Origin of the sequence: Exiguobacterium sp. SH31, from assembly GCF_001816105.1 — a bacterium.
Lineage (GTDB): Bacteria > Bacillota > Bacilli > Exiguobacteriales > Exiguobacteriaceae > Exiguobacterium > Exiguobacterium aurantiacum_A.
Window position 1 is genome coordinate 1 of the sequence record NZ_LYTG01000039.1, and the last position, 25,754, is coordinate 25,754.

Sequence of the window (25,754 nt, forward strand, 5' to 3'; positions counted from 1 at the left end):
GTTTTTCATTTACGCACGTTTTGCAAAACGGCTTCCGTACTCGTCAGCACCGAGAACGTCCCGTCTGTCTCAAGGACGACCGCCTCGACTTTGTCATGAGCGGTCCCACTCGAGCGGATGGCTTGGAGCACTTCGATCTCGAGCACGCGTTCTTTACGCATCTCCGCTTCTAAGTAACTCCCCCGATAGTATAGCATCGTCGGTGTCGATTTGATCAGCTCGTTCACTCGTTTTGACCGTTTGGCCAGCTTCGCCATGACGTATTGCAACGCGACGAGCGTGGCAAAAGCGACGAGCCCATTCAGTAGCGGCGTCTGTCGGCTCGTGAGCGTCGTCGCTAAGATTGAACCGAGGGCAACCGTCACGATGAAATCAAATGCGTTCATTTTCGAGAGCGTCCGTTTTCCCGATACACGCAATATAAAAATGATCGAGAAGTAAGCCCCGATTCCTGTCAAGATGATTTGCCCCATCGTTTTGAGTTGGTCCATCGTCTCCCCCCTTTTCTGTTTTTGAACCATCACTTCGAAAGCTCACTCGTCGTTCATCATTTTTGTTTCAAAGCCCCCCGCGCGTTCGTCGCCGCGAAGACGACCATGATGATACTCATCCCTCCGGCCACGGCAAGGCCGGCCGATAAAGCGCCCCATTCGATCGTCGGTTGGGTCAACACGGCCCGCATGCCTTCGAAAATGTACGTCGTCGGATTGAACGTCGCCGCCACTTTGAGCCATTCCGCCTCGATCAACTCTTTTGGGACGAACGTCGTCGACAAGAAGATGAGCGGGAAGAAGAGAAGTGTCCCGGCCTGTGCGGCTTGGGCGTTCCGTGTCTTCAAGGCGACCCCGACCGAATACCCGGCAAAGCCAAGTCCAAATCCGAGCGCGAGCAGGACCGTGAACAAGAATCCGACCACACCGACCGGAATCGTCAACCCGAGTAAGAACGCGACGGAAAAGATAAGCAGCGTTTGAACGAACAGCTGAAGCATCCCGGCAATCATCGGTCCAAGCACGATGGCGGTCCGCGTCGAAGGTGTGAGTAGCAATCGGGCGAAATAGCCGCTCTCGATGTCACGCACTAACGCTTGGCCGGCACCCCCGGCCCCACCGACAGCACCTGACACGATCGATACTGGCAAGATGAAATTCAAATAGTCGCCGCCACCGAACTGCGGCAATGCGGCCACACTCGACAGCCCGCTCGTATAGACGAGCAAGAAAAAGACAGAAATCATCAAGTTCGGGATAAATGAAAATGGATTGCGGAGCGTCGTCAAAAGACTCCGCTTTGTAAACAACCACGTTTCAGTCCACACTCGGCACACCTCCTTCGTACGATTCGCCCGTCACTTTCAAGAATACGTCGTCAAGCGATGGCTGTTTCACGGTGAGTCGCTCCGGCTGTAACGCCTGCTCATCGAGTTTCCGGACGACGTCGGTCAACGTGTAGTCGTGAAGTTCGAAGACGAGGCTCGGTCCGGCCGCGGTTTGTCCGAACAGCTCAGCGGCGGCTCGTGCTTCTGAATCGGTATGAAACACTAGAGAAATCGACTCGCCTCCGACGGTCTGCTTCAATTCCTCTGCCGTCCCTTCGACGACAATCTTACCGTGATGGATGATGGCAATGCGATCGGCCAGCTCGTCCGCCTCTTCTAAATATTGGGTCGTCAAAAATATGGTCGTCCCGAACTCTTGATTGAGACGCCGTACTTCTTTCCAAATTTCGATTCGACTCGCAGGGTCGAGCCCGGTCGTCGGTTCATCTAAAAACAGTACGATCGGACGATGGACGAGCGTGAGCGCCAAATCAAGCCGACGCCGCATCCCGCCGGAATACGTGCCACTCTTTCGGTCAGCCGCTTCCGCGAGCGAGACGACCGACAGCAGTTCCTCGGCCCGTGCTTCTGCTTCGCGTTTCGTCATCTTGAACAGCCGTCCTTGAAGGACGAGCAATTCCCGGCCGGTCAACACTTTATCGATGCCTGTCTCCTGGAGGGCGACGCCGATGGATAACCGGACGTCCTTCTCCCGCTTGACGACATCAAACCCGTTCACACGAGCCGACCCGCTCGTCGGTCGAATGAGCGTCGTCAACATTTGTATAGCCGTCGATTTCCCGGCCCCGTTCGGACCAAGGAATGCAAAGATTTCTCCTTGTTTCACTGAAAACGATATCCCGTCAACGGCCGGTACATCCCCGAACGTCTTGACGAGTGACTCCACTTCGATCATTAAACCCACCTCCTGCCTTTCTCATTCCCGTTCTGTTCATGTTTTAAATATGAAAGAACGCATCAAAAAAAGCTGCAGAGAGAATCTGCAGCTCGAGAGAATTAAGGTTTCATGACCATTTTCGGTTTTTTCTTCAATGAATGAATCCCTTCGACGAAACGGACCGTACCCGATTTGGCGCGCATGACGACCGAGTGTGTCTGACCACCCTGACCCGTGAATTGGACACCTCGGAGCAGTTCACCGTCCGTCACACCCGTCGCCGCGAAGATACAATCCTCGCCTTTGACGAGATCGTCAAGAAGCAGGATGCGTCCCGTGTCGGCGATGCCCATATCTTGGCATCGTTTTTCCTGGGCCGCGTCTTCCGGCAACAACCGTCCCTGGAAGTCACCACCGAGGCACTTCATGGCGACGGCTGCGATGACGCCTTCCGGCGCCCCGCCCGAGCCGAGCAAGAGATCGACACCGGTTTTCGGGAACGCCGTGTTGATGGCTGCCGCGACATCGCCGTCCGGAATCAACTTGATACGAGCTCCCGTTGCCCGGACCCGTTGAATCATCTCTTCATGACGGTCACGGTGCAAAATCGTGACGACGACGTCTTCGACGTTCTTGCCTTTAGCCTTGGCGACGATTGCGATGTTTTCTTCGATCGAGTTGTCGAGGCTGATCAGTCCCGCAGCTTCTGGACCGACCGCAATCTTATCCATATACATGTCTGGCGCGTGAAGGAGATCACCTGCGTCCGCGACCGCGAGCACTGCGAGCGCGCCCCACGTTCCCGTCGCGACGATGCTCGTCCCTTCGAGCGGATCGACGGCGACGTCGAGACGTGAGCCGTAACCGTTCCCGACTTTCTCGCCGATGTAGAGCATCGGTGCCTCGTCCATCTCACCTTCCCCGATGACGACGATCCCTTTCATCGGAATCGTATCGAACACTTCACGCATCGCCGTTGTGGCTGCATCATCCGCTTCTTCTTTCAAGCCTTTTCCCATCCAGCGGGCCGAAGATAGCGCTGCCGCTTCTGTGACCCGGACCAATTCCATTGATAAACTACGTTCCACCCGAATTCTCCCCTTTGTTACTCGGACACCTCATCGACCCAGACGAGGGCGCCGAGTTGTTTTAGTTTGCCGACGAAGTCGACGTACGAGTCGTTAAGACGTTCCGCATAGAGAACCGTCGACTCTCCCGTTGCCTGCAGACCGGCCAAGACGAGTGCTGCGGCGCTCCGCGCGTCGGCAGACTCCATCTCAGCGTTCGCAAGCGTCGTCCCGCCACGAATGACGGCCGACGAATCTTCAAGTGTGATTTGCGCGTTCATCCGCCGCATTTCGGCGATATGACGGAAACGTTGGACGTATAGCTTATCCGTCACGATGCTCGTCCCGTTCGCTTTCAGCAAAGCGGCTGACATGATTGGTTGTAAATCGGTCGGATAACCCGAGTAGTGGAAGACGCGAATATCAATCGGCTCAAAAGCTTTCGCCCGAACCGTGATCGCCTCTTCCCCGACCTCGACTTCAGCACCGTAATCCATCAATTTTTGGATGACCCCTTCTAAATGGGTCGGAATAACGTTTCGAACCGTCACTTCCCCTGCAACCGCACCGTAAATCATAAACGTTCCGGCTTCAAGGCGGTCTGGGATGAGCGTATGTGTACAGCCGTGCAAGCGTTCGACTCCTTTAATTCGAATCTCATCGGTCCCGGCGCCGATGACGTATGCGCCCATCGATGTCAGCATCGTCGCGACATCGACGACTTCCGGATCAATCGCGGCATTTTCAATGACGGTCGTCCCTTCGGCAAGGACCGCGGCGAGCATCGCGCTCACCGTCGCCCCGAATGAACGAAGGTCGAGGTAGATCCGGTTGCCGGCCAACTTGTCGGCGTTGACGTGATAGAGACCCGACTCGTTCTCGACTTTGATACCGAGACGTTCTAACGCTTTTAAATGTAAATCGATCGGTCGTGGACCAATCGCATATCCCCCTGGTAATCCCACGGCCCCTTTCCCAAAACGAGCTGCGAACACACCAAGTAAGTAGACAGCGGCCCGGACTTTCCGAGTTTCTGAGCCGAGCAGCGGCATGGCGACGGCATCTTTTGCATGAAGCGTCATCCGCTCCCCGTCCCGCTCGATTGTCACCCCGAGTTCTTGTAATAGGCTGAGCATCACTTCGACATCTTCGATGATGGGGACGTTCTCGATTGTCACCGGTTCTTCGGTAAGAAGTGCTGCGACGAGACAAGGCAAGGCACTCTGTTTGGCGCCACTAATGTCAACTGTTCCTTCAAGCTTCTGCTGTCCAACGATATGGAGAATTTCCACGATGATCAAACCTTTCTGCGACGAACTTATTTGGATTGAGCGTTATTCCAATCCGCTAAGAACTGCTCAATCCCTTTGTCAGTGAGCGGATGATTCATCATCTGTTCGATGACTTTGTACGGTACCGTGGCGATATTAGCACCAAGCAGGGCTGCTTTCGTCACGTGGACCGGATGGCGAACGGACGCGGCGATGATTTCCGTATCGATGCCATGGATGGCAAAGATATTCGCAATCGTCTCGACGAGGTCGAGACCGTCGTGACCGATATCATCAAGGCGACCGATGAACGGCGAGACGTATGACGCACCCGCCCGAGCTGCTAAGAGCGCTTGGTTGGCGTTAAAAATGAGCGTCACGTTCGTCTTGATACCGAGCTTCGAAAACTCATTGACAGCGATCATACCGGCTGCTGTCATTGGCACCTTAACTGTAATATTCGGCGCGATCGCCGCGAGTTCCTTTCCTTCTTTGACCATACCCTCTGCGTCGAGTGCAATAACTTCCGCGCTGACTGAAAGGTCCCCGACGACCTCACAAATCTCACGGAGCCGCGTATGGAAATCGACGCCTTCTTTCGCGACGAGCGATGGATTCGTCGTCACACCCCCGATGACGCCCATTTGGTGGGCTTTCTTGATGTCTTCCACGTTTGCTGTGTCAATGAAAAAACGCATGTACATGTCCTCCTCGAATCGGTTTGTAATCGCTTACTCTCTTATTATGAGGAAATCGACACAGAATTGCTATACCCTTTACGTCAGCGCGGCGATGCCGAGCATCAAAGCGGCGAGGAAGGTACTCCCGCCAAACGTCCACACTATGACTTCCCCTACATTTTATTCTACAAAAAAGTCGGTTCTCACGAGGAGAACCGACTGATGTGACAAGATTACGCTTGGTTGCTTGAACCAAACTCACGCATTTTACCAGAAACGACGTTGTAGATTGCTTCGATTCCAGGTCCGATGACTTTACGTGGGTCATATACTTTAGAGTCAGTGTTGAGCTTCTCACGTACCGCACGAGTCCATTCTTGTTGGCACTCTGTGTTGACGTTGATTTTGCTGTGACCGAGCTCGATTGCTTTTTTGATTTGGTGCTCAGGGATTCCTGAACCGCCGTGAAGAACGAGTGGCGTTTTAGTCGCTTCCGCGATTTCTTCCATCTCTTTGAAGCCGAGGTTTGGCTCGCCTGCGTATTCTCCGTGTACAGAACCGAGTGCCGCTGCAAGAGCGTCAACTTTCGCTTCTTTAACAACACGGACACACTCGTTAAGGTCAGCGTATTGTACGCCGCCGATGACGCCGTCTTCTTCGCCGCCGACTGTGCCGACTTCCGCTTCAACTGAAGCACCTTTAGCGTGTGCATATTCAACGACTTGTTTCGTCATTTCGATGTTTTCTTCGATCGGGTGGTGTGAACCGTCGATCATAACAGACGTGAAACCAGCGTCGATCGCTGCTTTACACTTGTCGAATGAAGAACCGTGGTCGAGGTGGATTGCAACTGGAACAGTGATGTTGTAGTCGTGCATGAGACCTTCAGTCATTTTAACAACTGTTGTGAAGCCACCCATGTATTTCGCTGCACCTTCTGATACACCGAGGATAACTGGTGATTTCTCGTCTTCCGCAGCGCGAAGAATCGCTTGCGTCCACTCGAGGTTGTTGATGTTGAATTGGCCGACTGCATACTTGCCTTCGAATGCTTTGTTAAGCATTTCTGTCATTGATACTAATGGCATAATGACGTCCTCCTGTCTGTTCGCTATTGTGCACTGTGGGAAAAGTGCCCCTGTGCAATTCGTTCCCATTATAACACACGTCAAAACTTGTGCCTATGCTATTCGCATATAGAAATGGCTCCGCGCAAGCGTTTACATATGTCATCTTCGTGACGATTCACTGAATGTCGAGCACTTCTTTCACTTTCTCGATCATGCCATAAATATCGAACGGCTTCTCGAACTGAGCCGTGATCCCGAGACGGCGCACTTCTTCGATTGTCGATTTTTCCCCAAATGCGGTCATGATCATGACCGGTGTGTCGATGTCGTTGTTCCGCATGTTCCGTAACACTTCATGCCCGAACATGCGCGGCATGTTCATATCGAGCAGCACCAAATCGTAAGTACTTTGTTCTAGCTGTTCCCAAGCGCTCAAGCCGTCCTCGGCCGTGTCGACCTCGATACCGAGGTTTTTAAACACTTGGGCGAGCATCAAGCGAATTCCATCTTGGTCGTCTGCGATTAACATGCGTGACATCCAGTTACCTTCTTTCCGTAGCTTCTATAGCTTTGTGCGATAATATAACCATACCAAAATCGTTTTCGTTTGGCGACGCGTCATTTTCTAAAAGAAGGAAACGAGGCTCACGTCCCCGCCTCCCCCGCTTGCTCCATTTTCAATTCAAAGGGAACGTCTCGTTCGTCGACGATTTCATACGACGTCACTGTCCCTTCATCTTTCACGTACAATTGCAAAAATTCACCTTCTGCGAGCCGCGAGTCAGACGTGAATGTGAGCGAACGCTTTTTTCGCTCCTCATCATAGCCGATCGTCGTATACACATAGTCCGTCCCAGCTCGCTCCGCCGTCTCTGCCTTCGGTATTTTCACATAATATGTATCCGCGAACAGACGGTCCAAATCGATGACTAACCATCCGGCAAAGACCACGAGAAAGAATGTGACGATGAGTACTCGGTTCCGTTGCATGGGCATCCCTCACTTCTCTTGATCGCTATCTTCCAATACCATATCTGAGCGATTCCTAAACGCAACGCTTCTTGTTATACTCGACGTACAAGACATGATGGGAGACACGACATGAAGCATTTATTCGGATTTTTACTTTTTTTAGTGACGCTTGCCGGTGGTGTCGCCATCACGGCTGGGACGTTCGGAGAAGAGCCGTCCGCCGACGCGTATGAAGATGTTTATGAAGACGACATTCCGTTCGCCACATCAATTGATGCGGAATTAGAAGACGTGCCCGAGACGTTCAAACTCATCTCCGAGGTGTTCGACGAACCGATTTCAGCAAAAGACGTAAAGCGCATATATCTATTTGTCTCCAATCCGGATTTAGACGAGGCGACCGTCCATCCGCTCGGTGAACTTGAAGTCACGTATGACGGACAGCCGACAACACTCATCGTCGAAGCGGAAGTGGATCGCGAGGACGGAACGTATATTGTCTTCTATTTTTCGGGCGACGAGGAGATGGTCTTCGCAATCGATGACCGGATCACCGCGTACTATGAAGAATTAGGCATATGAAAAGGAACTTCGCTTGCTTGAGCGAAGTTCCTTTTGGTTTACGTTTAGTCGATCGTGACCGGGACGACGGCGAGCTCGATTTCTTTCTCGACTTCTTCCCGCTCCTCGGTGAGACGTGCATCCGACCATTTGAAGACATCGGCCATACAGCGCAAGACGCCGTCTTTATAATCTCTGACGAAGTCGATGTCGAAGAACATCGCCCCTGTCCGACGGACGAGGAAGTCGATGGCACGGACGACCGACTCTTCTTCGATGCCGTACATCAACTGCGCGTAGACGATCTCGGGCAGGTCATAAGCGTTCGTATCCATCCGCTCGACGACGCGATCGATGTTCGACCCGTAGAGACGGACTAACTGCTCCGCTTTCACGTCATCGAAACCAAGGTTTTTCAGCTCGTCTTTCTTCTTCGTCAAGAAGTCGTCAAAGCCGTTCGAACCGCCCACATGTCCACCTGACATCGGCATATGCTTCGTCCGTGAAGCGAGGAAGACGATGCCCTCTTCTTGTTTGAGTAGCTTCGCGACGAGATCGACGACCGTCTCAGACATCTTCCGGTAGCCTGTCAACTTACCGCCGGCGATTGTGATCAGGCCGCTGTCCGATTGCCAAATCTCATCTTTCCGTGAAATCTCGGACGGGTCTTTGCCTTCCTCGTAGATGAGCGGACGGATGCCGGCCCAGCTCGACTCGACGTCCTCTTCCGTCAACGACACATCCGGGAACATATAGTGGATCGCGCCTAAAATGTAGTCGCGGTCTTCTGTCGTCATGCGCGGGTGTGCCTTATCCTTATCGAAGAACGTGTCGGTCGTCCCGACGTACGCTTTTCCGTCACGCGGGATGGCGAACACCATTCGGCCATCTGGTGTATCGAAGTAAGTCGCTTGTTTGAGCGGGAACTTCGATTGATCGATGACGAGGTGAATCCCTTTCGTCAGACGAAGCATCTTGCCTTTATTCGAGCCGTCCTGCTCGCGAAGCACGTCGACCCATGGGCCGGTCGCGTTGATGACTTTTTTCGCATAAATTTCATACGTCTTCCCGTCGATTTGGTCTTCGACGTTCACGCCGACGACTTTGCCTTGCTCGTAGATGAGACCGGTCACTTTCGAGTAGTTTAAGAGGAGTGCCCCATGGTTCGAAGCTTCTTTCGCGACTTCAATCGTCATGCGCGCATCGTCCGTCCGATACTCGACGTAATAACCGCCACCGACGAGCCCGTCTTTTTTGACGAGCGGTGACTTCTCAATCACTTCTTCCGGCTTCAACATCAAACGACGCTCCGCTCGTTTGACGCCGGCCAAGAAGTCATACACCATCAGCCCGAGCGCTGTCGAGAGTGGTCCGAACGTGCCACCTTTGTGCATCGGAAGCAGCATGCGCTCCGGCGTCGTGACGTGCGGTCCGTTCTCATAGACGATGGCGCGTTCTTTCCCGACCTCGGCGACGAGCGCGACTTCGAACTGTTTCAAATAGCGCAAGCCACCGTGGACAAGTTTCGTCGAGCGGCTCGATGTTCCGGCCGCGAAGTCTTGCATTTCAAGCACAGCCGTCTTCATTCCCCTTGAAGCGGCGTCGAGGGCGATCCCGGCACCGGTGATACCCCCACCGACGACGAGGATGTCATGACGCTCACTCGTCAATTGTTCGTATCGCTTGGCACGTTCTTTTGCTGAGAAGTTTCTGATTTCCATCTTATTCCCTCCTATAATGAATCCGGTTCGTATAAACAGAAAGACCACAACAAAACAAGGCTTCGCCCTATATGTCGTGGTCTCTCTGTAATCTCCAACCGGTTATCAACTTTTCTCCTGTATTATACCCTATTCTCCATTCTTCAACCATCGACCGGCTCACTAGACACGCAACCTGCCCGACCGAAAGCGTCACGCTCGCAATTTGAAATTCAGAAGACTAGACTTCAAAGTATCACTACGAAGGAGGAGTTTTCATGAAACGCATGTTACAACCTTTTCAATTTAAAAACGGCGTCGAGCTTCATAACCGGCTCGTTCTTGCGCCGATGACCCATTATTCGTCCGAGCCGACAGGTGAGGTTTCGGAGCACGAACTCGCCTACTATCGGAAGCGAGCTAAAAATGTCGGTCTCGCCATCACGGCGTGCGCTTACGTGACAGAAGACGGGAAGGGATTCCCAAACGCGTTTGGCGCGAACGACGATCACTTCATCATCGGTCTCCGTCAACTCGCTGAAAGTTTGAAGGCGGAAGGTGCCAAAGCCGTCCTGCAAATCTTCCACGCTGGACGCATGTCTCCTCCAGAGCTCGTCCCGCACGAACAACCTGTGAGTGCAAGCGCGGTCGCACCCGTCCGTGAAGGTGCCGCCACACCGCGTGCCCTCGAGACAGAAGAAGTCGAGGCAATCATCGAAGCGTTCGGTGAAGCGACACGCCGTGCCATTGAAGCCGGATTTGACGGCGTCGAGATTCACGGAGCGAACACGTACTTGATCCAACAGTTCTTCTCACCGCACTCAAACCGCCGAGACGACCGCTTCGGAGGCGACGTACAGGCGCGTCTCACGTTCCCGCGTGAAGTCATCCGTTCTGTGAAAGCCGCGGCGAAAGACGCTGACGATTTCTTGATCGGCTACCGCTTCTCACCAGAAGAAGTGGAAGAGCCCGGCATCACGCTCGACGACACGGACGTATTGATTGACATGTTGCTCGAGGAAGGACTCGACTACCTTCACGCCTCGCTTTGGAACTTCAATATCGGTTCGATGCGCAACGAGAACGTTATGGAGCGCTCGATCGACCGGATCGCGAAACGCATCAACGGTGCCGTCCCGCTCATCGGAGTCGGACAACTTCAGCGTCCCGGTCAAGTCGAAGACGCTTTAAACGTTATCGACCTAGCCGCGCTCGGCCGTGAACTCATCATCGACCCTGACTGGCTTGAAAAAGTGCAAACGGATCGTGAAGAGGAGATCGAAACGGCACTCGACTTGAACAAGCAAGCCGAACTCGCTGTCCCAGCCCCACTTTGGAACGCCATCACGACACGTGCCGGTTGGTTCCCAATCAAAGACGAAGCAGTCAAATAAGCAAGCTGTCCGCAGACATAAGTCTGCGGATTTTTTATTGCGTTCGGAGACGAGACCGGACTGTGACACAAATAAGTCTCTTCAGACACAATTCCGTCACATTTATCATCTTTTTCACCACTCCTTTCGTGTTGACCTAACTTTCCAAGCATTCGCCCCATTCGTAAGCTAAGGACAGGAAGCGTTTCCTCATTGAGACCGCGGCTCGAGACCAATCATTCGTTCCGCCTGTCTGTTTGACCTTGTTTTGAAAGGGGCATATATATGACAAAAAAGCCGTTTGATCTCGATGTACACAACAAACAGCTTAATCAACATCACCAGCGCACAAAACAAGCGGCTGAAACGTATCGCAACAAAAGCAAAGAACTCGAACACCACCTCGAATCATCCACACGTTCCCGAGAAGAAGCACTCGCCAAAGAAATCGCCGAGCTGAAGCAGGCGACGATGCGAAACGCTCAACGAGACAAATGAACGATTCCCGATGGTACGACGAAAGAAGTGACTTGACCGGTGGAAAACAAAATCGAACGCCAATTTATGAACCACTTGCAGCGCGACAAAAACTTGTTTGCTGACTTTCAGCTGCTCGATAACTTTTATGCGCTCGACCAACAGATTGTGAGTGCGCTCCGGAGCGCCCATCCGGTCCGGGCCGAGCAATTGCTTGAAACGTTGACGTTCGACCTTTTGAAACTTCCGGTCACGGATGAATATAGGAGTGTCCGCTTCTACTATCGCGGACTCGTCTATCACGTCATCCGCATGATTCCGGTCGACAACCCGAACGTCCAGACCGCGCTCACTTATACGAGTGCGCTCCTCATCTTGATCGACGAACTGACGACTACGCTCGACTTCATCTATGCCGTCCCGGTCATCGTCGATTCCTTGACGAAGATGATGGCTTTCTTGTCCCCACCCGTATCGACTAATCCGAACGTGACGACGATCATCCACTTAATCGAGGACCATCTGCAAGAACCGGCGTTATCACTCCCTTGGATCGCCCAACGAATCGGTATGTCGAACAACTATCTGTCAGCCCTGTTCAAACAAGAAGTCGGGGAAAGTGTGCCAGAACGGATTCGCAGGCGACGGGTCGATGCGTCGATCGCCGACCTGCTCGGTACGAATCTGCCAATTTGTGCCATCGGCGAAAAATACTGTTTTGCCTCTTGCACGGCGTATATTACCACGTTCAAGACGTACAAGCAGATGACCCCGCTCCAATACCGCCAATTGTTTCTCACGTCTAAAAAGCGCGATGCCTCAACTTGAGACGTCGCGCTTTTGTTCGTCTTCCCATTCTTCACGAAGCATGCCCATTCGAATCGAATCGTAGCGCTCGCCACGGACGACGCGGACACGTCGCATCCGGCCTTCGAGCTGCATGCCGATCTTTTCAGCGACGCGCACCATCCGCTCGTTCCCGGACCACGTCGTCAATCCGACCCGGACCGTCGAGAGCGTTTCGAACAAATGGTCGACCCATAGTTTGAGCGCCCTCGTCCCGACACCTTGATTCCAGCGGTCTGACTGATGAAGGATGATCCCGACTTCGAGCCATTCCTTCCCGGCGTCCTCATAATAGTAGGACACCGTACCGAATACCTTCCCATCGACTTCGACGACCCACATGTCGTCACGTCCGATGTGGCGATCTGCCTCCTCCTGATACGCATCATAACTTTGCGCGCGATGTTCAAAATACGGTGCGTCCCAACGTTTCCATTCGGGCGCCGCTTCTTTGTAAATCAATTCCCATAGCCGTCCCAAGTCGCGCTCCTCAATCGGTCGAATGATCAGGTTCTCATCTCGATACATAATCTCTTCCTCTCTGTATATGCTCTTCACTCATTCGAGACATCAGTTCGAATTCCCTTTTCTACGTTTGCGCCAGACGAGCGCCAAGATGACGAGGATGAAGCTCGCCGTCACCGATACGACCGCGAATGGGCTCGCACCGGTCACGAACAGTTCGCCGAGCGAGACCGAATAAGCTAACCCGAACGACGTGACGAGCTTCGCTCCGGCTGCGATCATCACGAAACGTCCGAACGGCACGCGGCTGAACCCGGCCGCCAAACAAATCACTTCGTCCGGCAAAATCGGGATGATGAACAAGACGAGCAAGACACCGAGACCGTACTTGCCGACATAACGATCGTACGTCGCGAGCTTATCCGCATCGATCAAGTGCATGACCCGCTCCCGTCCGAACCGCGCGAGCCCATACATGACGAGTATGCCGAGCGTCGTCGCGACACTGCCGATCAAGGCCGCACGCAACGGACCGAGGGCGACACTGCCGATCGGGACGCTGATCGCTTCCGGGACCGGCAACGCGATCGGCTGCAGGAAACTGAACGCGGCGAACACCCAGACCGCATGAGCCTCATAACGTTCGAGCAAACGATCGAGCCCATACGTATCGTATAAGATAAGACCGAATGAGACGTAATAGATCAAGACAAATAATAAAAACAACGTGAATGTCACTTTCAACATCTGCTTCAAATAGACGCTCGACCCTTCACGGATTGACCGCAACAGACCGATCGATAGAGCCAACAGGACAACCCCGGTCCATCCGAGTTGATACGGCAATAAGAGTGTCGGCAGGACGACGAACGGCAATATGCTCAACGCGACTAATGCGACCCCATACCCCCAGTAAATCATGTTTCGTTCCCCCATGTGACATCGCCCTCTCCCCGTTCTACTCTTAGTTTACCCGGATTTAGGTGAACATGTATCCATCCTAAGCTGTTGAAGCGGTCAGTCTTTTGACCGAGAAAAAAAGCCACGACCAAAAACGGTCGTGACTTCTCACTCACTCTGCGAGTGCTGCTTGGATGAAATCGTGGAACAAGCGCTGCGGGCGCTCAGGACGCGAAATCAATTCCGGGTGGAACTGTGACGCGACGAACCACTTGTGTTCTGGAATCTCGATGATCTCGACAAGACGGCCGTCCGGGCTCGTCCCCGAGAACTTGAATCCTTCCGCTTCGAACGCTTCACGGTACTCGTTGTTGAACTCGTAGCGATGGCGATGACGCTCATAGACGAGCTCTTGGTTGTAAGCGGCGTGCGCTTTCGTGCCCGGCTCAAGCTTACAAGGATAAAGGCCGAGGCGGAGCGTACCGCCGAGGTCCTCGATATCTTTTTGCTCAGGAAGAAGATCGATGATCGGGTAGTTCGTCGTCGGATCGATCTCCGCCGAGTGGGCGCCGTCTAACTTCAAGACGTTACGGGCAAACTCAACCGTCGCGAGTTGCATCCCGAGACAGATCCCGAAGAACGGGACATTGTTCTCACGCGCATAACGCGTCGCTTCAATCTTCCCTTCAATCCCACGCTCGCCGAAGCCGCCCGGGACGAGAATACCGTCAGCGTCGCCAAGAAGCGCCTTGACGTTTTCAGCCGTCACATCTTCTGCGTTGACCCAGTCGATGTCGATGTCGGCGTTGAACGCGTAACCGGCATGCTTGAGTGATTCGGCAACCGAGATGTAGGCATCGCGGAGTTCGACGTATTTTCCGACGAGTGCGATCTTCACTTTCTTCTCGAGGTGCGTGACCGTATGGACAAGGTTTTTCCAAGCCGTCATGTCAGCCGGTGGCGTGTTGAAGCCGAAGTAGTCGTTGACGAGCTGGTCCATGCCTTGTTTTTGAAGGTTGAGCGGCACTTCATACAACGTCGACGCGTCTTGTGCCTCGATGACCGCTTCTTTGCGCGTGTCGCAGAAGAGGGCAATCTTTTCACGCATGTCTTCCGGGATATCATACTCGGTACGGAGCACGATGATATCCGGCTGGATTCCGTAACTGCGGAGCTCTTTGACGCTGTGTTGTGTCGGTTTCGTCTTCATCTCGCCAGCTGCGCGAAGGTATGGGACGAGCGTACAGTGAACGTACATGACGTTCTCTTTGCCGATGTCGTTTTTCACTTGTCGAATGGCCTCAATGAACGGAAGCGACTCGATGTCCCCGACTGTTCCACCAATCTCTGTGATGACGACGTCCGCGTTCGTCTCGCGGCCGGCACGGAAGACGCGGTCTTTAATCTCGTTCGTGATATGCGGGATGACTTGGACCGTCCCCCCGTTATAGTCACCGCGACGTTCTTTTTTCAATACCGTCGAGTAGATGCGGCCTGATGTCACGTTCGCGTTTTGCGACAAGTTGATGTCGATGAAACGCTCGTAATGTCCGAGGTCAAGATCGGTCTCGGCGCCGTCGTCCGTGACGAACACCTCACCGTGCTGGTATGGGCTCATCGTCCCTGGGTCGATATTGATATATGGGTCAAACTTTTGAATCGTTACGTTCAAACCTCGGTTTTTAAGCAGACGTGCGAGTGAAGCGGCTGTGATCCCTTTACCGAGTGAAGATACTACCCCACCTGTTACGAAAATATACTTTGTCATCATCATTCTCCTCTCTTGAATACCCACATCGGGAAACGAAAAACAAAAAAAGCAAAAGTGCCCCCACTAACATGGGGGACACTTTTGCTGCATCGTACGTGCTAAACTAGCCCATGACTAATTTACGTCAGAGACGATGCAGTCGTCAAGTTATTATTTTTTTCTTGGTTCCGTGTGCCAAAAAAGAAAAAGAGACACGCCTAGCCGGGACAAATTCCCGGCTTTTTGCGGTCTCTTATAAGTCGTCCTCGTCTTCGAGGTCGAGGTCGTCGTCTAAGTCGTCGTCCTTGAACTCGTCAAGGTCTGGTACTTTTTCAGTTTCATCATCCGCATCAAATTCAGATGCATCGAAATCTTCACCTTTAGCAAAGACGTCAAGGTCGTCTTCGATGTCGACGATGCCTTCGTCCGTCTCATCGAGATCTTCCTCAAACTCGTCAAGCTCGCCGCGTTGGCGTGCCTCGATGACGAGATCTTCGTCTGACTTATCGAACGGATACCAAACACGAAGCGCCCAACGGTTAGCTCCCAAGTTGACGAATAGTCCGTCGATGTTCATGTCCGTGTAGAGTTGCGCGATTTTCTCGAGCTCTTCCTCTTCACTTGTGAACGTATAGTTTTGTCTGATCTGCTCGCGGATTTCATCAAATGAAACTGGTTGCTCCCCAGTCTTTTGAAGAATTTCGTAAACAAAATCGATCAACGATTTATTCATTAAAGGACACTCCTTTTCCGTCACTAGTTAAACATCACTCCTCATTATAAACAAAAGCAATATAAAAAAGCTAGAGGAAATTATTTCGGTTCCGCTTGATTTTTATTGACGCGTTGCCAATAGATTGTAATCAATCCAACGTTAAACAACCAAGTCAGACCGAGTACAACCATCATCCAGCCGCGAGGAATTTGAAACGACAGCTCGGCATTGACTGTCTGTCCAACGTAGAGACCATAGCTTAATATTCCGACCATCAAAGCGGAATAGGCGACGACCATGCCAAATCGTTTCCATAGTTGAAGCAGTAACGAAGCAAACTCTTTGTTGTCTCCATAGTATTCATATAAGTAGACGTGCCCGGCACTTGAGTACATCGTTTGGACGTAACCGCTCACGAACAGGACGGGAATGAACACGAGCGGTTCGATGAAACCTAAGAAAAACACCAGAGATGAGACGAACAGGACGAGATAAGGACGGCGAGCCAAGTCGAAAACGCGACTAATCAATACCCAACCGATCACCCCTGCAAAAAATGGGACAAATACATAGAAGAGGAGTACTTGAAACGAATATAGGGCGAGACTGACGAATACGGCACCGATCAATGTCCATCCCCCGAACAAGCCGACGACGAACGCAAGCAATTGGACTTGTCGCGTCCTAGTCGCGCTGACGTATGTTCTCGTCCGTTCTTGGAACAGAACCCAGCCCACATATCCTAGTAAAATGACCATCAATAAAAATAGTTCAATGTAGCCTCTCGTTCCTTCTAACAAACTAAGAAGACGGCTCACTAACGTAAATAATGTGACGGCGATGAAGGCGCCCACAAACTTTACCGTCGTCAATGTCCAAGTTGCCGTTTTTTGGAGTGGCAACTTTCTCACGAATAACCATGGCAGGACAAGGCTGACGAGGAATAAGATGACGGCCCCATTATAAGATTGGGTGAGCATGTATGAGAATGCGGCGATCCACGCAACGAGTGCCAATACGAGCGGCAATGAACTCCCTTTGTCCTCCGTCGGTTCTTTTGGTACAGACAGTTCACTCAGTTGGGACAAAATCGTCGTCATGATTGACCCGACCCCAATTGAGCCGACGCCGACTAAAAATGCACTCAACTCGATGCCCCATTCAAACGGCAACAAAAAACAGACCAGTCCGCCGACTAGTACCCACAAAGCAATCAAAAATGTCTGTTTCGATCCGAGACGACCGATGACATACACCCACAACAATAGCCCCGACATGCTCGCGACATAAAAAATCATGAATGGGATTAAACCCCCGATGCCTTCTTCTAATGCCATCACCGACAAATACAGGATTTGCGGGAGAATCTGGCTGCTGAGCGCACTGACAATCGTCAATAACACAATCATGTTTTTCACGAAGGACACCTCTTTCTTCGAAATGGTCGAAGTGGTCGAAACAGTCTCTCTTTCCTTCTTTCCCGATTTGGACAAAAAACAACTGACTCCTTCGCACATCAAGTTCTCAGTATTTTCACATTTTGACCGATATATGAGATGACGGCTTTTACTCGTACTATGAAAAGGAGATTTTTGAATGACACTCTTCCGTAAATCGAAAAAAACTGATTATACCGCATCAATCGCTTTCCCTGACGCAGCGACCATCGCCCAACCGTCAGACACCCGTCTGAGTGGACGTGCGCATTATATGGGTTATACGTCGACTCAAGTCGAACGCCTTCAAGCGATGGCCCCACTCGTCGAATCCGTACTCGATGACGTGTTAGAAAGTGTACTCGACCATTTGATGTTGCAACCTGACATGGTCAAGATCGCCAAAGCCTCATCGACGCGCGAGCGCTTGAAAAAAGTGTTCGCCGACTACTTCCGCAGCTTGTTGACGGGTCAAATCGATGAGAAGTTTCTCGCCATGCGTAAACGCATGGGACAGACACACCATCATTTCTCGGTGCCGGTCGTCTGGTTCCTCGCGACGTATTCTGCGTTCAACACGTTGCTCGTCCCGAAAATCGTCGAGCACTATCAACACGATCCGGCGGCGATGACCGAGTCACTCCTCGCGTTGTCACACGCAATGAATTTGGATGCTCAAATCGTGACCGAGCAGTACGTCGACGCCCGACTCGGTGAGATCGAATCGGCAAACGTGGCCCGGGCCGATTTGTTGACCGATATCGGTCGTGTCAGCACGGAAGTCGCGACGACGATGGAACGGACCGGCGCCGCCATGTCCGAGACGAGCGACCGGGCCCACCAAGTGTTGTCTGAAACTGAACAGACGGAGAAGATGAGCCGTCACTTGATGGAACTGACGCAAACGAACAGCAAACAGATCGAACAGATGGAGACCGAATTCACACAATCGGCGACATACGTCGACGCCTCGCTCGAGCGCATCACTGCCTTGAAAGACGGCTCGCAAGAAATCGTCAGCATGACCCGCAGCATCGAACAGATCGCCAACCAAACGAACTTGCTCGCGTTGAACGCGTCCATCGAGGCGGCCCGGGCCGGTGAGCACGGCAAAGGGTTCGCCGTCGTCGCGACCGAAGTCCGGACACTCGCCGAGAACGCCAAACAGCTCAGCAGCCAAATTAACGTACTCATCCACGAGAACGAGACGAACATCGCCGCCCTGCTCGACCAGATGGGACAAATGCATCGGACAAACGACGAGGCGATGCGTCAGTTGAATGCGGTCAAAGTCGGCTTCTCGACTGTGAAAGACGAGATGGGCAACTACGTTCTCTCATTCGAACGCAACAAGCAAGACCTCGGACAGATGGTCGAGACGATCTCAGCCATCAACGAGACGACGCAAGGACTGTCTCACCTCACGTCTTCACTGCTCACAAAATCCGAAATATGAGTAAACGAAAGCCGGGCCTGGTCAACGACCAAGCCCGGCTTCGTTTCATTGTAAGATGGGTTCTGGTACTTCGATTGGCTTCAGTGAACGATCGAGCAGCTCGACGACGTCGAACGTTCCGACCGTCTCATCGACTTCTTTCGCTTTCGTACCGTCCGAGAGCATCGTCAAACAGTACGGACATGCCGAACCGATGACCGTCGGCTTCGTCTCGAGCAACTGCTCGGTCCGGGCGACGTTGACACGCGTCCCGACTTTCTCTTCTTGCCACATGAGTCCGCCACCGGCTCCACAACACATGCCGTTCTCGCGGTTTCGTTCTGCTTCGACGAGCTCGACCCCTGGAATTCGTTCAAGGACGAAACGCGGTGCGTCATAAATATTATTGTAGCGGCCGAGATAACACGAGTCGTGGTAGACAACGCGTTCGTTCACGGCGAAGTCCGGTTTGATCCGTCCTGTATCGAGCAGTTCGGCGAGCAGCTCGGTATGGTGGTACACTTTCACACCAGAAAGTCCGAAATCCGGATACTCGTTTTTGAACGTATTGTATGCGTGCGGGTCGACCGTGACGATTTTCGTGACCCCGTACTTCTCGAACAGTTTGATGTTCGCCTCGGCGAGTTCTTGGAACAACAGTTCGTTCCCGATGCGACGCGGCGTATCACCTGAGTTCTTCTCCTCGTTTCCGAGGATGGCGAACGAGACACCTGCTTTATTCAAGACGCTTGCGAAGCTTTGGGCGACTTTTTGGCTGCGGCTGTCGTAAGAGCCCATCGCCCCAACCCAGAAGAGAAATTCGAACTCTTCCCCAGCTTTCTTTTTCTCTTTGGCAGTCGGGATGACGAGTTCTTCCCGGTCTTTTCGCCAGTTCTCGCGCTCTTTCCGGTTCATCCCCCACGGGTTGCCTTGACGCTCGATGTTTGCGACCGTGCGTTGCGCCTCAGGGTCCATCTTCCCTTCCATCATGACGAGGTAACGGCGAAGATCGATGATTTTATCGACGTGCTCGTTCATGACCGGACATTGGTCTTCACAGTTTCGGCACGTCGTGCACGCCCAAATTTCTTCTTCCGTGATGACGTTGCCGATCAACTCATCAGGGACGAGCATGTGCCCGTTTTGGGCTGCGGCCGCGATTTCGGCACCTTGCGTGTTTTGGAACATAAGGGCCGGTGCCCACGGTGATTTCCGCGTAATGGCCGCCCCTTTCATGTTCATATGGTCACGCAACTTGACGATGAGATCCATCGGCGACAGCATCTTACCGGTGCCGGTCGCCGGACAGACGTTCGTACAGCGTCCGCATTCGACACAAGCGTACAAATCGACGAGTTGTTTTTGGTTGAAGTCTTCGATCTTATTGACACCGAAGACGACTTCTTCGTCCGACTCTTCCGCGTCTTCCATCGCCGAGAAATCGACTGGCGCGAGACGACCGACTTTGTGCGTCCGGCCAAGCCAAACGTTTAACGTGCCGGCGATCAAGTGGGCGTGCTTGCCTTGCGGGATGTAGATCATGAAGCTGAGCAAGAACATGAGGTGCAGCCACCAGAAGACAACGAATAAGGCAAAAGCGACGTCCCCAGGTACCCAAGCGAACACTGAACCAATCAGTGTCGCGACCGGTTCGCCCCACATCGGCAACTCTTCTTTATAGACGAGATAGAACCCGTTGCCGAACAAGACCGATACCATGAGACCCCCGATGAAGATGAGGGCAAGACCGGCCAAAAAATTCCGTTTCAAGCGCACGAGCTTCTCGACGTAACGGCGGTAGAATCCCCAAACGACCGCGACAAGAATCATGAGCATGACGATTTCTTGCATGAATGTGAAAATCGGATAGAGCGGACCGAGCGGCACGTGCGGGAAACGGGTTCCGACGGCGAGCCCTTTCCAGATGAAATCGATGGCCCCGAATTGGACGAGGATGAACCCATAGAACATCATGACGTGGATGATCCCGCTCTTCTTATCCTTCAGTAGTTTCTTTTGACCGAACACGTTGATCATGACTTGTTCGAGCCGTTCCTTATTCGTTTGGCTCCATTCTGCCTTCTTCCCAAGCTTGATGAACGTATAACGCTGATACACGAGCGTCGCGAACAAATACAGTCCATAGCCGAGAACGAGCAAGAATAGAATCCAGTTGACGATTAAAAATGTCGACATCCCCAAAACTCCCCCTTATGAAAACGGATTCAATCTTGAGTTCAGTATAACAAAAAGTGAATGAACAGTCATTCATTTTCTTATCGGAGTCAAAAGTCGAGCACATGTTTCAAGAACAACAAGATGCCGCCGTAGCCGGAAACGGCGAGCACGAACGTCCGGAAGTGGAGGTTGCGGTCGGTCGGCAGCTCGAACTTGACGATATTGAGGATCATCGCCCCGGCGACGAACGCGAACAGGAGCGCCTCGACGTGCGTCGCGAGATCGATGAAACGGGCGAACAAGCCGCCAACGAGAATCCCGCCGCTCAAAAAATAGCGTCCTTGTGTCAAATAACGTGCCCCGTAGTGACGGTACAAGTCGTGTCCGACAGCGAGGAAATGGACGCCGAGCGCGGTCGCGTAAAAACCACGTGCCACAAACGTGACCGACGTCGCCGTGACGACGTAAGCCGAGAACGACATGTATGCCGTCAGAAGCGTCACTTGAAGCCAATACGACACGTTTCGGTCGATCGTCTCGTCTTGAAAGTACGGTGTCCGCACGAACCGCATCGTCCCGTAGAAAACGGTGAAGCCGAGCAGACTGACGACGTAAATCTCTGACGGCAAAGCAAGGTCGAGCCAGTTGACTTGAAGCGTATCTTGGCGCTTGTTGAGAGATGGTAACAGGTACATGAAAAAATACGTGATGGCGATCCCGCTCGAAAATGAGAACCATTTTTTAGACGGTACCCGGTCGCGTGGAAACAGATAGATCCCAAAGAAATTGATGAGCACTAAATACACGACGATCCAGTTCGCCATCCTATATCACCCTTTCAGGTCAATCCAAAACCGCTCGACGACTTTACCGCTTTCTTCTAGAAATGGTGTATCGGCGACACCGCCGTTGTTCAAGATGACTTGGCGTGACGCCACGTTCGTCCGATTGCACGTGATCAAGGCCCGCTCGATGCCGAGCTGTTTCGCTTTCTCGAGCGCGAGTGCGAGCTGTTTCGTCGCGAGACCGCGTCCGCGCGCACTCGGCTTGATGCCATAGCCGATATGTCCCCCGAAGTTGATTAAGTTGTCATTTAATTCATGGCGGATATTCGCCGCGCCGAGTAACTCGTTCCCATCGGTCAACCAGTAAGTCGTACTCGGCACCCAACTGACGTTAACGTCCTCGCGAGACTCCTTAGAACGAATCTGCTTGACGTACGCCTCAAAATCAGACGCATCACGGTCGACCGCGTTCGGGACGATCGTCTCTTCCCGTTCTCGCCACTCGTTTAGAAATTCGAGCACCTGCGCTTGCTGTTCGATTGATGTCTTTACGAGTGTCAGCATGTGTTTACCCCCTAATTATATGTATAGAAAAGACCGCAATGCGGCCTTAGTCTTCGAGTCCTAATCGTTTCGGCATCACGGGTGCGAGTTGTCTCGCTTCGTCTAGGCGACCGGCTTCGACGAGCGTATGGAACCGTAAAAATTCCTCGTGTTCGGCGTCACCGATTGCTGCCAAATAGTCGATGTAGCGGTCATACACCGATTTATCTTCCGGTCGCGCCTCGATCAACGCGATATAGAGCCGGACCGTATCTTCTCCGTAAAGAAGCGGAAATTCGTCGTTCAATTGGAGCAACTTGTCGACCGCGTCCATATCGACACCCGTCTCATTGTCGTAATGACCGATGACTTGTTCGGCATGGTCTTCGAGGCGGCCTCGCCATTCCTCATACTCTTCCTCGTTCGTCTCGAGCATCTCAAACCAATCTTCGTTCAACATCTCTTCAATCTTTTTCACACGTTCTGCAAAATTCATGTCGTTTCTCCTCCTTCAAACGTCCAAGCGACGTCGACTTCGTAGTCGCCCGCCAAGTCGTCGTTCATTGCCAACTCGTAATGGAAACGGCAACGGCCGTCTGAAATCTCAAGCCGTTCCGTCGTCGTCGCCATCGTCATCGACATATATGGGTTTTTATATAGGCTTTGCGTCAGCCGTCCTTCAATGAAGGAATGGTTCATCTCAATCGGTCCTTTACAGATGAGGGCGAGCCGTCCGGTCGTATATTTCAACGTCGTCGGTACGATGCCGTCCTCACGCTCTTGGTCGAACATCAAGATGAAGCCGGTTTTTAATTCATAGTAGAGCCCGTCGGCATGGAGCTCGATCGGTTCATCGACCTCACTGACTTTCGTCGTCTGCCGGACACGGACCCGTCGTGGTTCAATTGCCATGGTGATTCCCCTTTCCGCTGTCTCATCGTACCATATCTCGTGAACGGTCCGGAATCGCTAACTTTTTCTTTCCCGGTTCGCGCGCGCCTCACACCATAAAAAAGACAGGGTTCCCCCTGTCTTTGCGTCAGCTCAACTTGTAGACGCGTCCTTCGAACGGCTTCAAGTGGAGGAGCATCGTCTCATCATGCGCGTCGAGCGGCATGTTCTTCAAGACGACGTCGTCTGAACGAAGCATGATATCCGTCGCGAAGATCGCTTCTTTGCCCGTCAAGTTCGACATGACGAGGTATTGCGTGTCACCGAGCGTCCGTGTGTAGGCGTAAATTTCCGGATGTTCCGGCAAGACGATATCGTACTTGCCGTAGACGAACGTCTCATCGTCTTTACGGAGACGGATCATCTCTTTATAGAAGTTGAGGATCGAATCCTCGTCCTCGAGCTGCGCGTCGACGTTGATGTCCGGATAGTTCGGGTTGATGCCGAACCACGGTTTCTCGGCGAACGTGAAGCCGGCATTCGCGGCGTCGCTCCATTGCATCGGCGTCCGTGTGTTGTCACGCGACGAGTTCCACGTGATCTCCATCATCTCTTCATGGCTCTTGCCATGCTCACGTCCGATATAGTAACGGTTACGTGTCGCGATGTCGTCGTACTGGTCGATTGAATCGAACTTCACGTTTGTCATCCCGATCTCTTGGCCTTGATAGATGAACGGTGTCCCTTGCATGAGGAAATACATCATCGCGATCGACTTGGCGCTCTCTTTCCAGTAACGTTCATCATCGCCCCATGACGACACGGTCCGTGTCTGGTCGTGGTTCTCGACATACAAGGCGTTCCAGCCGTCTGCCTCGAGGCCTTTTTGCCATTTCGTCAAGACGTTCTTCAAATGGACGACGTCGAGTTTCGACTCGGCATCCTCACGCCAAAGACCCATATGTTCGAATTGGAACACCATGTTCATCTTGCCGTCCTTCTCACCGACCCAAAGGTGGGCGTCGTCAGGCGAGACGCCGTTCGCTTCACCGACCGTCATGATGTCGTGTTTGTTGAACGTCTCGTCACGGAGTTCTTCCAAATAGCCGTGGATACCGTCGATGTTCATGTGCATCTCGAACGATGGCACGAAGTCGAGGCCTTCAGGGTTCGGAAGATCGCCGAACGACGGGTGTTTACGGATATGGCTGATGGCGTCGACGCGGAAACCGTCGATACCTTTGTCGAGCCACCAGTTGATCATGTTGTAGATCGTCTGGCGCATCTCAGCGTTCTCCCAGTTGAGGTCCGGCTGTTTCTTCGAGAAGACGTGCAAGAAATACTGTTCGGTCGTCTCGTCGAACTCCCAAGCCGAGCCGCCAAAGATTGACTCCCAGTTGTTCGGCTTCGAGCCGTCCGGCTTCCCGTCGCGCCAAATGTACCAGTCACGCTTCGGATTGTCCTTCGAGCTCTTCGATTCGATGAACCACGGGTGCTCGTCTGACGTGTGGTTGACGACGAGGTCCAAGAGCAGCTTCATGCCGCGCGCATGGACTTCTTCCAAGAGACGGTCAAAGTCTGCCATCGTCCCGAACTCGTCCATGATGTCCTCATAGTCGCTAATGTCATAACCGTTGTCGTCGTTCGGCGACTTGTACATCGGGCAAATCCAGATGACGTCGACGCCGAGGTCTTTCAAATAATCGAGTTTGTCGATGATGCCTTGAATGTCACCGATCCCGTCACCGTTCGCGTCGTAAAAACTGCGTGGGTAGATTTGATAGGCGACGGCTTCTTTCCACCAATTTCGTTTTAAAGTTTTTGTCTGTTGGTCACGTTGTAAAAGTTGCATGTCTCAATAAGACTCCCTTGTCTCTAAACTCACTGCGCATCATATATACTCATCTTATTATCAGTGCTATTTTTTCTTCTTACGGCTAGCGCAATCGTTTGCACGATTATGGTAAGTTTATCTTACCAAAAATCATTCGCCGACACAAAGAAGTTTTAAAATAGCTTACTCACCGTGTACCCTACACGATTTGAAAACCAATTGAAAGCGAGGCAACTCATATGATTCGTTTGGCCACCGTGTCCGACATATCTCCCATCGATACGCTTATTCTAACGAAAGCGATGGAGTTTAAAGCAGCCGGAAAAACGCAATGGCAAAAATATTTAGAGCCGAGCCGGACCGAGATTGTCACGTACGACGTCACGAACGGAACAGTCTATGTATATGAAGAAAACGATACGGTTGTCGGGGCGGTCAGTCTGATCCCACCGACGTCGTGGGACGAGAACTTATGGAACGACGCCGACACAGCCGTCTACGTGCATCGCCTCGTCGTCGACTCGCGTCATAAAGGAAAACAGATTGGTTCCCAATTGATGCGTCAGGCAATGGTCGGATCAAAACGGAT

Annotated in this window: 27 protein-coding genes; 6 read left to right on the forward strand and 21 right to left on the reverse strand. The window is 52.4% G+C overall.

The annotated features are described in order from the left end of the window. Positions 1 to 5 precede the first annotated feature (5 nt). The 9 genes from A6395_RS06330 to A6395_RS06370 all read right to left on the reverse strand — a co-directional run bounded on the left by A6395_RS06330 (position 6) and on the right by A6395_RS06370 (position 7,294). A complete protein-coding gene (locus A6395_RS06330; RefSeq protein WP_071398374.1) occupies positions 6 to 491 on the reverse strand; it encodes a DUF421 domain-containing protein in 486 nt (161 codons plus the stop codon). Between the two features lie 56 nt (positions 492 to 547). Next, a complete protein-coding gene (locus tag A6395_RS06335) occupies positions 548 to 1,318 on the reverse strand; it encodes an ABC transporter permease (RefSeq protein ID WP_071398375.1) in 771 nt (256 codons plus the stop codon). Then, positions 1,308 to 2,234, reverse strand: a complete 927-nt coding sequence (locus A6395_RS06340; protein ID WP_071398376.1) for an ATP-binding cassette domain-containing protein — start codon at positions 2,232 to 2,234, stop codon at positions 1,308 to 1,310. The genes A6395_RS06335 and A6395_RS06340 overlap by 11 nt, the downstream gene beginning before the upstream one ends. Positions 2,235 to 2,335: 101 nt before the next feature. Beyond that, the gene (glpX, locus tag A6395_RS06345; RefSeq protein WP_071398377.1) at positions 2,336 to 3,304 is read right to left on the reverse strand and encodes a class II fructose-bisphosphatase; all 969 of its coding nucleotides are present in this window, start codon (positions 3,302 to 3,304) and stop codon (positions 2,336 to 2,338) included. Positions 3,305 to 3,321: 17 nt separating this feature from the next. Beyond that, a complete protein-coding gene (gene murA, locus A6395_RS06350) occupies positions 3,322 to 4,575 on the reverse strand; it encodes a UDP-N-acetylglucosamine 1-carboxyvinyltransferase (RefSeq protein WP_071398378.1) in 1,254 nt (417 codons plus the stop codon). Between the two features lie 26 nt (positions 4,576 to 4,601). After that, positions 4,602 to 5,252 carry a fructose-6-phosphate aldolase gene (gene fsa / locus A6395_RS06355; protein WP_071398379.1) on the reverse strand — a complete coding sequence of 217 codons (651 nt, stop codon included), beginning with the start codon at positions 5,250 to 5,252 and terminating at the stop codon, positions 4,602 to 4,604. Positions 5,253 to 5,467: 215 nt separating this feature from the next. Beyond that, the gene (fba, locus tag A6395_RS06360; protein ID WP_071398380.1) at positions 5,468 to 6,322 is read right to left on the reverse strand and encodes a class II fructose-1,6-bisphosphate aldolase; all 855 of its coding nucleotides are present in this window, start codon (positions 6,320 to 6,322) and stop codon (positions 5,468 to 5,470) included. Between the two features lie 157 nt (positions 6,323 to 6,479). Beyond that, complete coding sequence (locus A6395_RS06365) at positions 6,480 to 6,842, reverse strand: response regulator (protein ID WP_071398381.1); 363 nt, start codon at positions 6,840 to 6,842, stop codon at positions 6,480 to 6,482. Positions 6,843 to 6,949: 107 nt separating this feature from the next. Continuing rightward, entirely contained in the window at positions 6,950 to 7,294 is a 345-nt protein-coding gene (locus A6395_RS06370; RefSeq protein ID WP_159429454.1) for a YxeA family protein, read from the reverse strand. 111 nt (positions 7,295 to 7,405) lie between these two features. On the opposite strand from A6395_RS06370, the gene A6395_RS06375 reads away from it, so the two are divergent. Further along, positions 7,406 to 7,858 carry a hypothetical protein gene (locus tag A6395_RS06375; RefSeq protein ID WP_071398383.1) on the forward strand — a complete coding sequence of 151 codons (453 nt, stop codon included), beginning with the start codon at positions 7,406 to 7,408 and terminating at the stop codon, positions 7,856 to 7,858. A gap of 44 nt (positions 7,859 to 7,902) precedes the next feature. Here the strand turns inward: A6395_RS06375 and A6395_RS06380 are convergent, their stop codons facing one another. Further along, positions 7,903 to 9,558 carry a glycerol-3-phosphate dehydrogenase/oxidase gene (locus A6395_RS06380; protein ID WP_071398384.1) on the reverse strand — a complete coding sequence of 552 codons (1,656 nt, stop codon included), beginning with the start codon at positions 9,556 to 9,558 and terminating at the stop codon, positions 7,903 to 7,905. Positions 9,559 to 9,815: 257 nt separating this feature from the next. Here A6395_RS06380 and A6395_RS06385 point away from each other — a divergent pair, with 257 nt between their 5' ends. The 3 genes from A6395_RS06385 (at position 9,816) to A6395_RS06395 (ending at position 12,215) form a co-directional block, all read left to right on the forward strand. After that, positions 9,816 to 10,931 (forward strand): NADH-dependent flavin oxidoreductase, encoded by a 1,116-nt coding sequence (locus A6395_RS06385; RefSeq protein ID WP_071398385.1) that lies wholly within the window; start codon positions 9,816 to 9,818, stop codon positions 10,929 to 10,931. A gap of 264 nt (positions 10,932 to 11,195) precedes the next feature. Continuing rightward, positions 11,196 to 11,408, forward strand: a complete 213-nt coding sequence (locus A6395_RS06390; protein ID WP_070328215.1) for a hypothetical protein — start codon at positions 11,196 to 11,198, stop codon at positions 11,406 to 11,408. Between the two features lie 39 nt (positions 11,409 to 11,447). Beyond that, the gene (locus A6395_RS06395) at positions 11,448 to 12,215 is read left to right on the forward strand and encodes a helix-turn-helix transcriptional regulator (RefSeq protein ID WP_071398386.1); all 768 of its coding nucleotides are present in this window, start codon (positions 11,448 to 11,450) and stop codon (positions 12,213 to 12,215) included. On the opposite strand, the gene A6395_RS06400 is transcribed toward A6395_RS06395, so the two are convergent. The 5 genes from A6395_RS06400 to A6395_RS06420 all read right to left on the reverse strand — a co-directional run bounded on the left by A6395_RS06400 (position 12,207) and on the right by A6395_RS06420 (position 17,472). Then, a complete protein-coding gene (locus A6395_RS06400) occupies positions 12,207 to 12,761 on the reverse strand; it encodes a GNAT family N-acetyltransferase (RefSeq protein WP_071398387.1) in 555 nt (184 codons plus the stop codon). The two genes, A6395_RS06395 and A6395_RS06400, sit on opposite strands and share 9 nt — an antisense overlap. A 42-nt stretch (positions 12,762 to 12,803) precedes the next feature. After that, complete coding sequence (locus A6395_RS06405; protein WP_233589666.1) at positions 12,804 to 13,619, reverse strand: TVP38/TMEM64 family protein; 816 nt, start codon at positions 13,617 to 13,619, stop codon at positions 12,804 to 12,806. Positions 13,620 to 13,770: 151 nt separating this feature from the next. Beyond that, positions 13,771 to 15,366 (reverse strand): CTP synthase, encoded by a 1,596-nt coding sequence (locus A6395_RS06410; protein ID WP_071398397.1) that lies wholly within the window; start codon positions 15,364 to 15,366, stop codon positions 13,771 to 13,773. A 235-nt stretch (positions 15,367 to 15,601) separates the two neighbouring features. Next, complete coding sequence (gene rpoE / locus A6395_RS06415) at positions 15,602 to 16,081, reverse strand: DNA-directed RNA polymerase subunit delta (protein WP_070328219.1); 480 nt, start codon at positions 16,079 to 16,081, stop codon at positions 15,602 to 15,604. A gap of 80 nt (positions 16,082 to 16,161) precedes the next feature. After that, the gene (locus tag A6395_RS06420; RefSeq protein WP_084812983.1) at positions 16,162 to 17,472 is read right to left on the reverse strand and encodes a hypothetical protein; all 1,311 of its coding nucleotides are present in this window, start codon (positions 17,470 to 17,472) and stop codon (positions 16,162 to 16,164) included. 187 nt (positions 17,473 to 17,659) lie between these two features. Here A6395_RS06420 and A6395_RS06425 point away from each other — a divergent pair, with 187 nt between their 5' ends. Beyond that, positions 17,660 to 18,955, forward strand: a complete 1,296-nt coding sequence (locus tag A6395_RS06425; RefSeq protein WP_071398390.1) for a globin-coupled sensor protein — start codon at positions 17,660 to 17,662, stop codon at positions 18,953 to 18,955. A 45-nt stretch (positions 18,956 to 19,000) separates the two neighbouring features. Here A6395_RS06425 and A6395_RS06430 read toward each other — a convergent pair whose 3' ends face one another. From A6395_RS06430 to A6395_RS06455, 6 genes are all read right to left on the reverse strand, one after another. Continuing rightward, positions 19,001 to 21,130, reverse strand: a complete 2,130-nt coding sequence (locus tag A6395_RS06430) for a (Fe-S)-binding protein (RefSeq protein WP_071398391.1) — start codon at positions 21,128 to 21,130, stop codon at positions 19,001 to 19,003. Positions 21,131 to 21,219: 89 nt separating this feature from the next. After that, positions 21,220 to 21,936 (reverse strand): hypothetical protein, encoded by a 717-nt coding sequence (locus tag A6395_RS06435; RefSeq protein WP_071398392.1) that lies wholly within the window; start codon positions 21,934 to 21,936, stop codon positions 21,220 to 21,222. Between the two features lie 6 nt (positions 21,937 to 21,942). Beyond that, positions 21,943 to 22,461: a GNAT family N-acetyltransferase gene (locus A6395_RS06440; RefSeq protein ID WP_071398393.1), complete on the reverse strand. Its 519-nt coding sequence runs from the start codon at positions 22,459 to 22,461 to the stop codon at positions 21,943 to 21,945. Between the two features lie 46 nt (positions 22,462 to 22,507). Continuing rightward, positions 22,508 to 22,936, reverse strand: coding sequence for a hypothetical protein (locus A6395_RS06445; protein ID WP_071398394.1), 429 nt, complete (start codon positions 22,934 to 22,936; stop codon positions 22,508 to 22,510). Then, positions 22,933 to 23,352, reverse strand: a complete 420-nt coding sequence (locus A6395_RS06450; protein WP_071398395.1) for a YwiB family protein — start codon at positions 23,350 to 23,352, stop codon at positions 22,933 to 22,935. The genes A6395_RS06445 and A6395_RS06450 overlap by 4 nt, the downstream gene beginning before the upstream one ends. A gap of 127 nt (positions 23,353 to 23,479) precedes the next feature. Continuing rightward, the gene (locus A6395_RS06455) at positions 23,480 to 25,183 is read right to left on the reverse strand and encodes a glycoside hydrolase family 13 protein (RefSeq protein WP_071398396.1); all 1,704 of its coding nucleotides are present in this window, start codon (positions 25,181 to 25,183) and stop codon (positions 23,480 to 23,482) included. Between the two features lie 221 nt (positions 25,184 to 25,404). Here A6395_RS06455 and A6395_RS06460 point away from each other — a divergent pair. Beyond that, positions 25,405 to 25,754: GNAT family N-acetyltransferase (locus A6395_RS06460; RefSeq protein WP_252100523.1), on the forward strand; the 350-nt coding region annotated here is incomplete at its 3' end.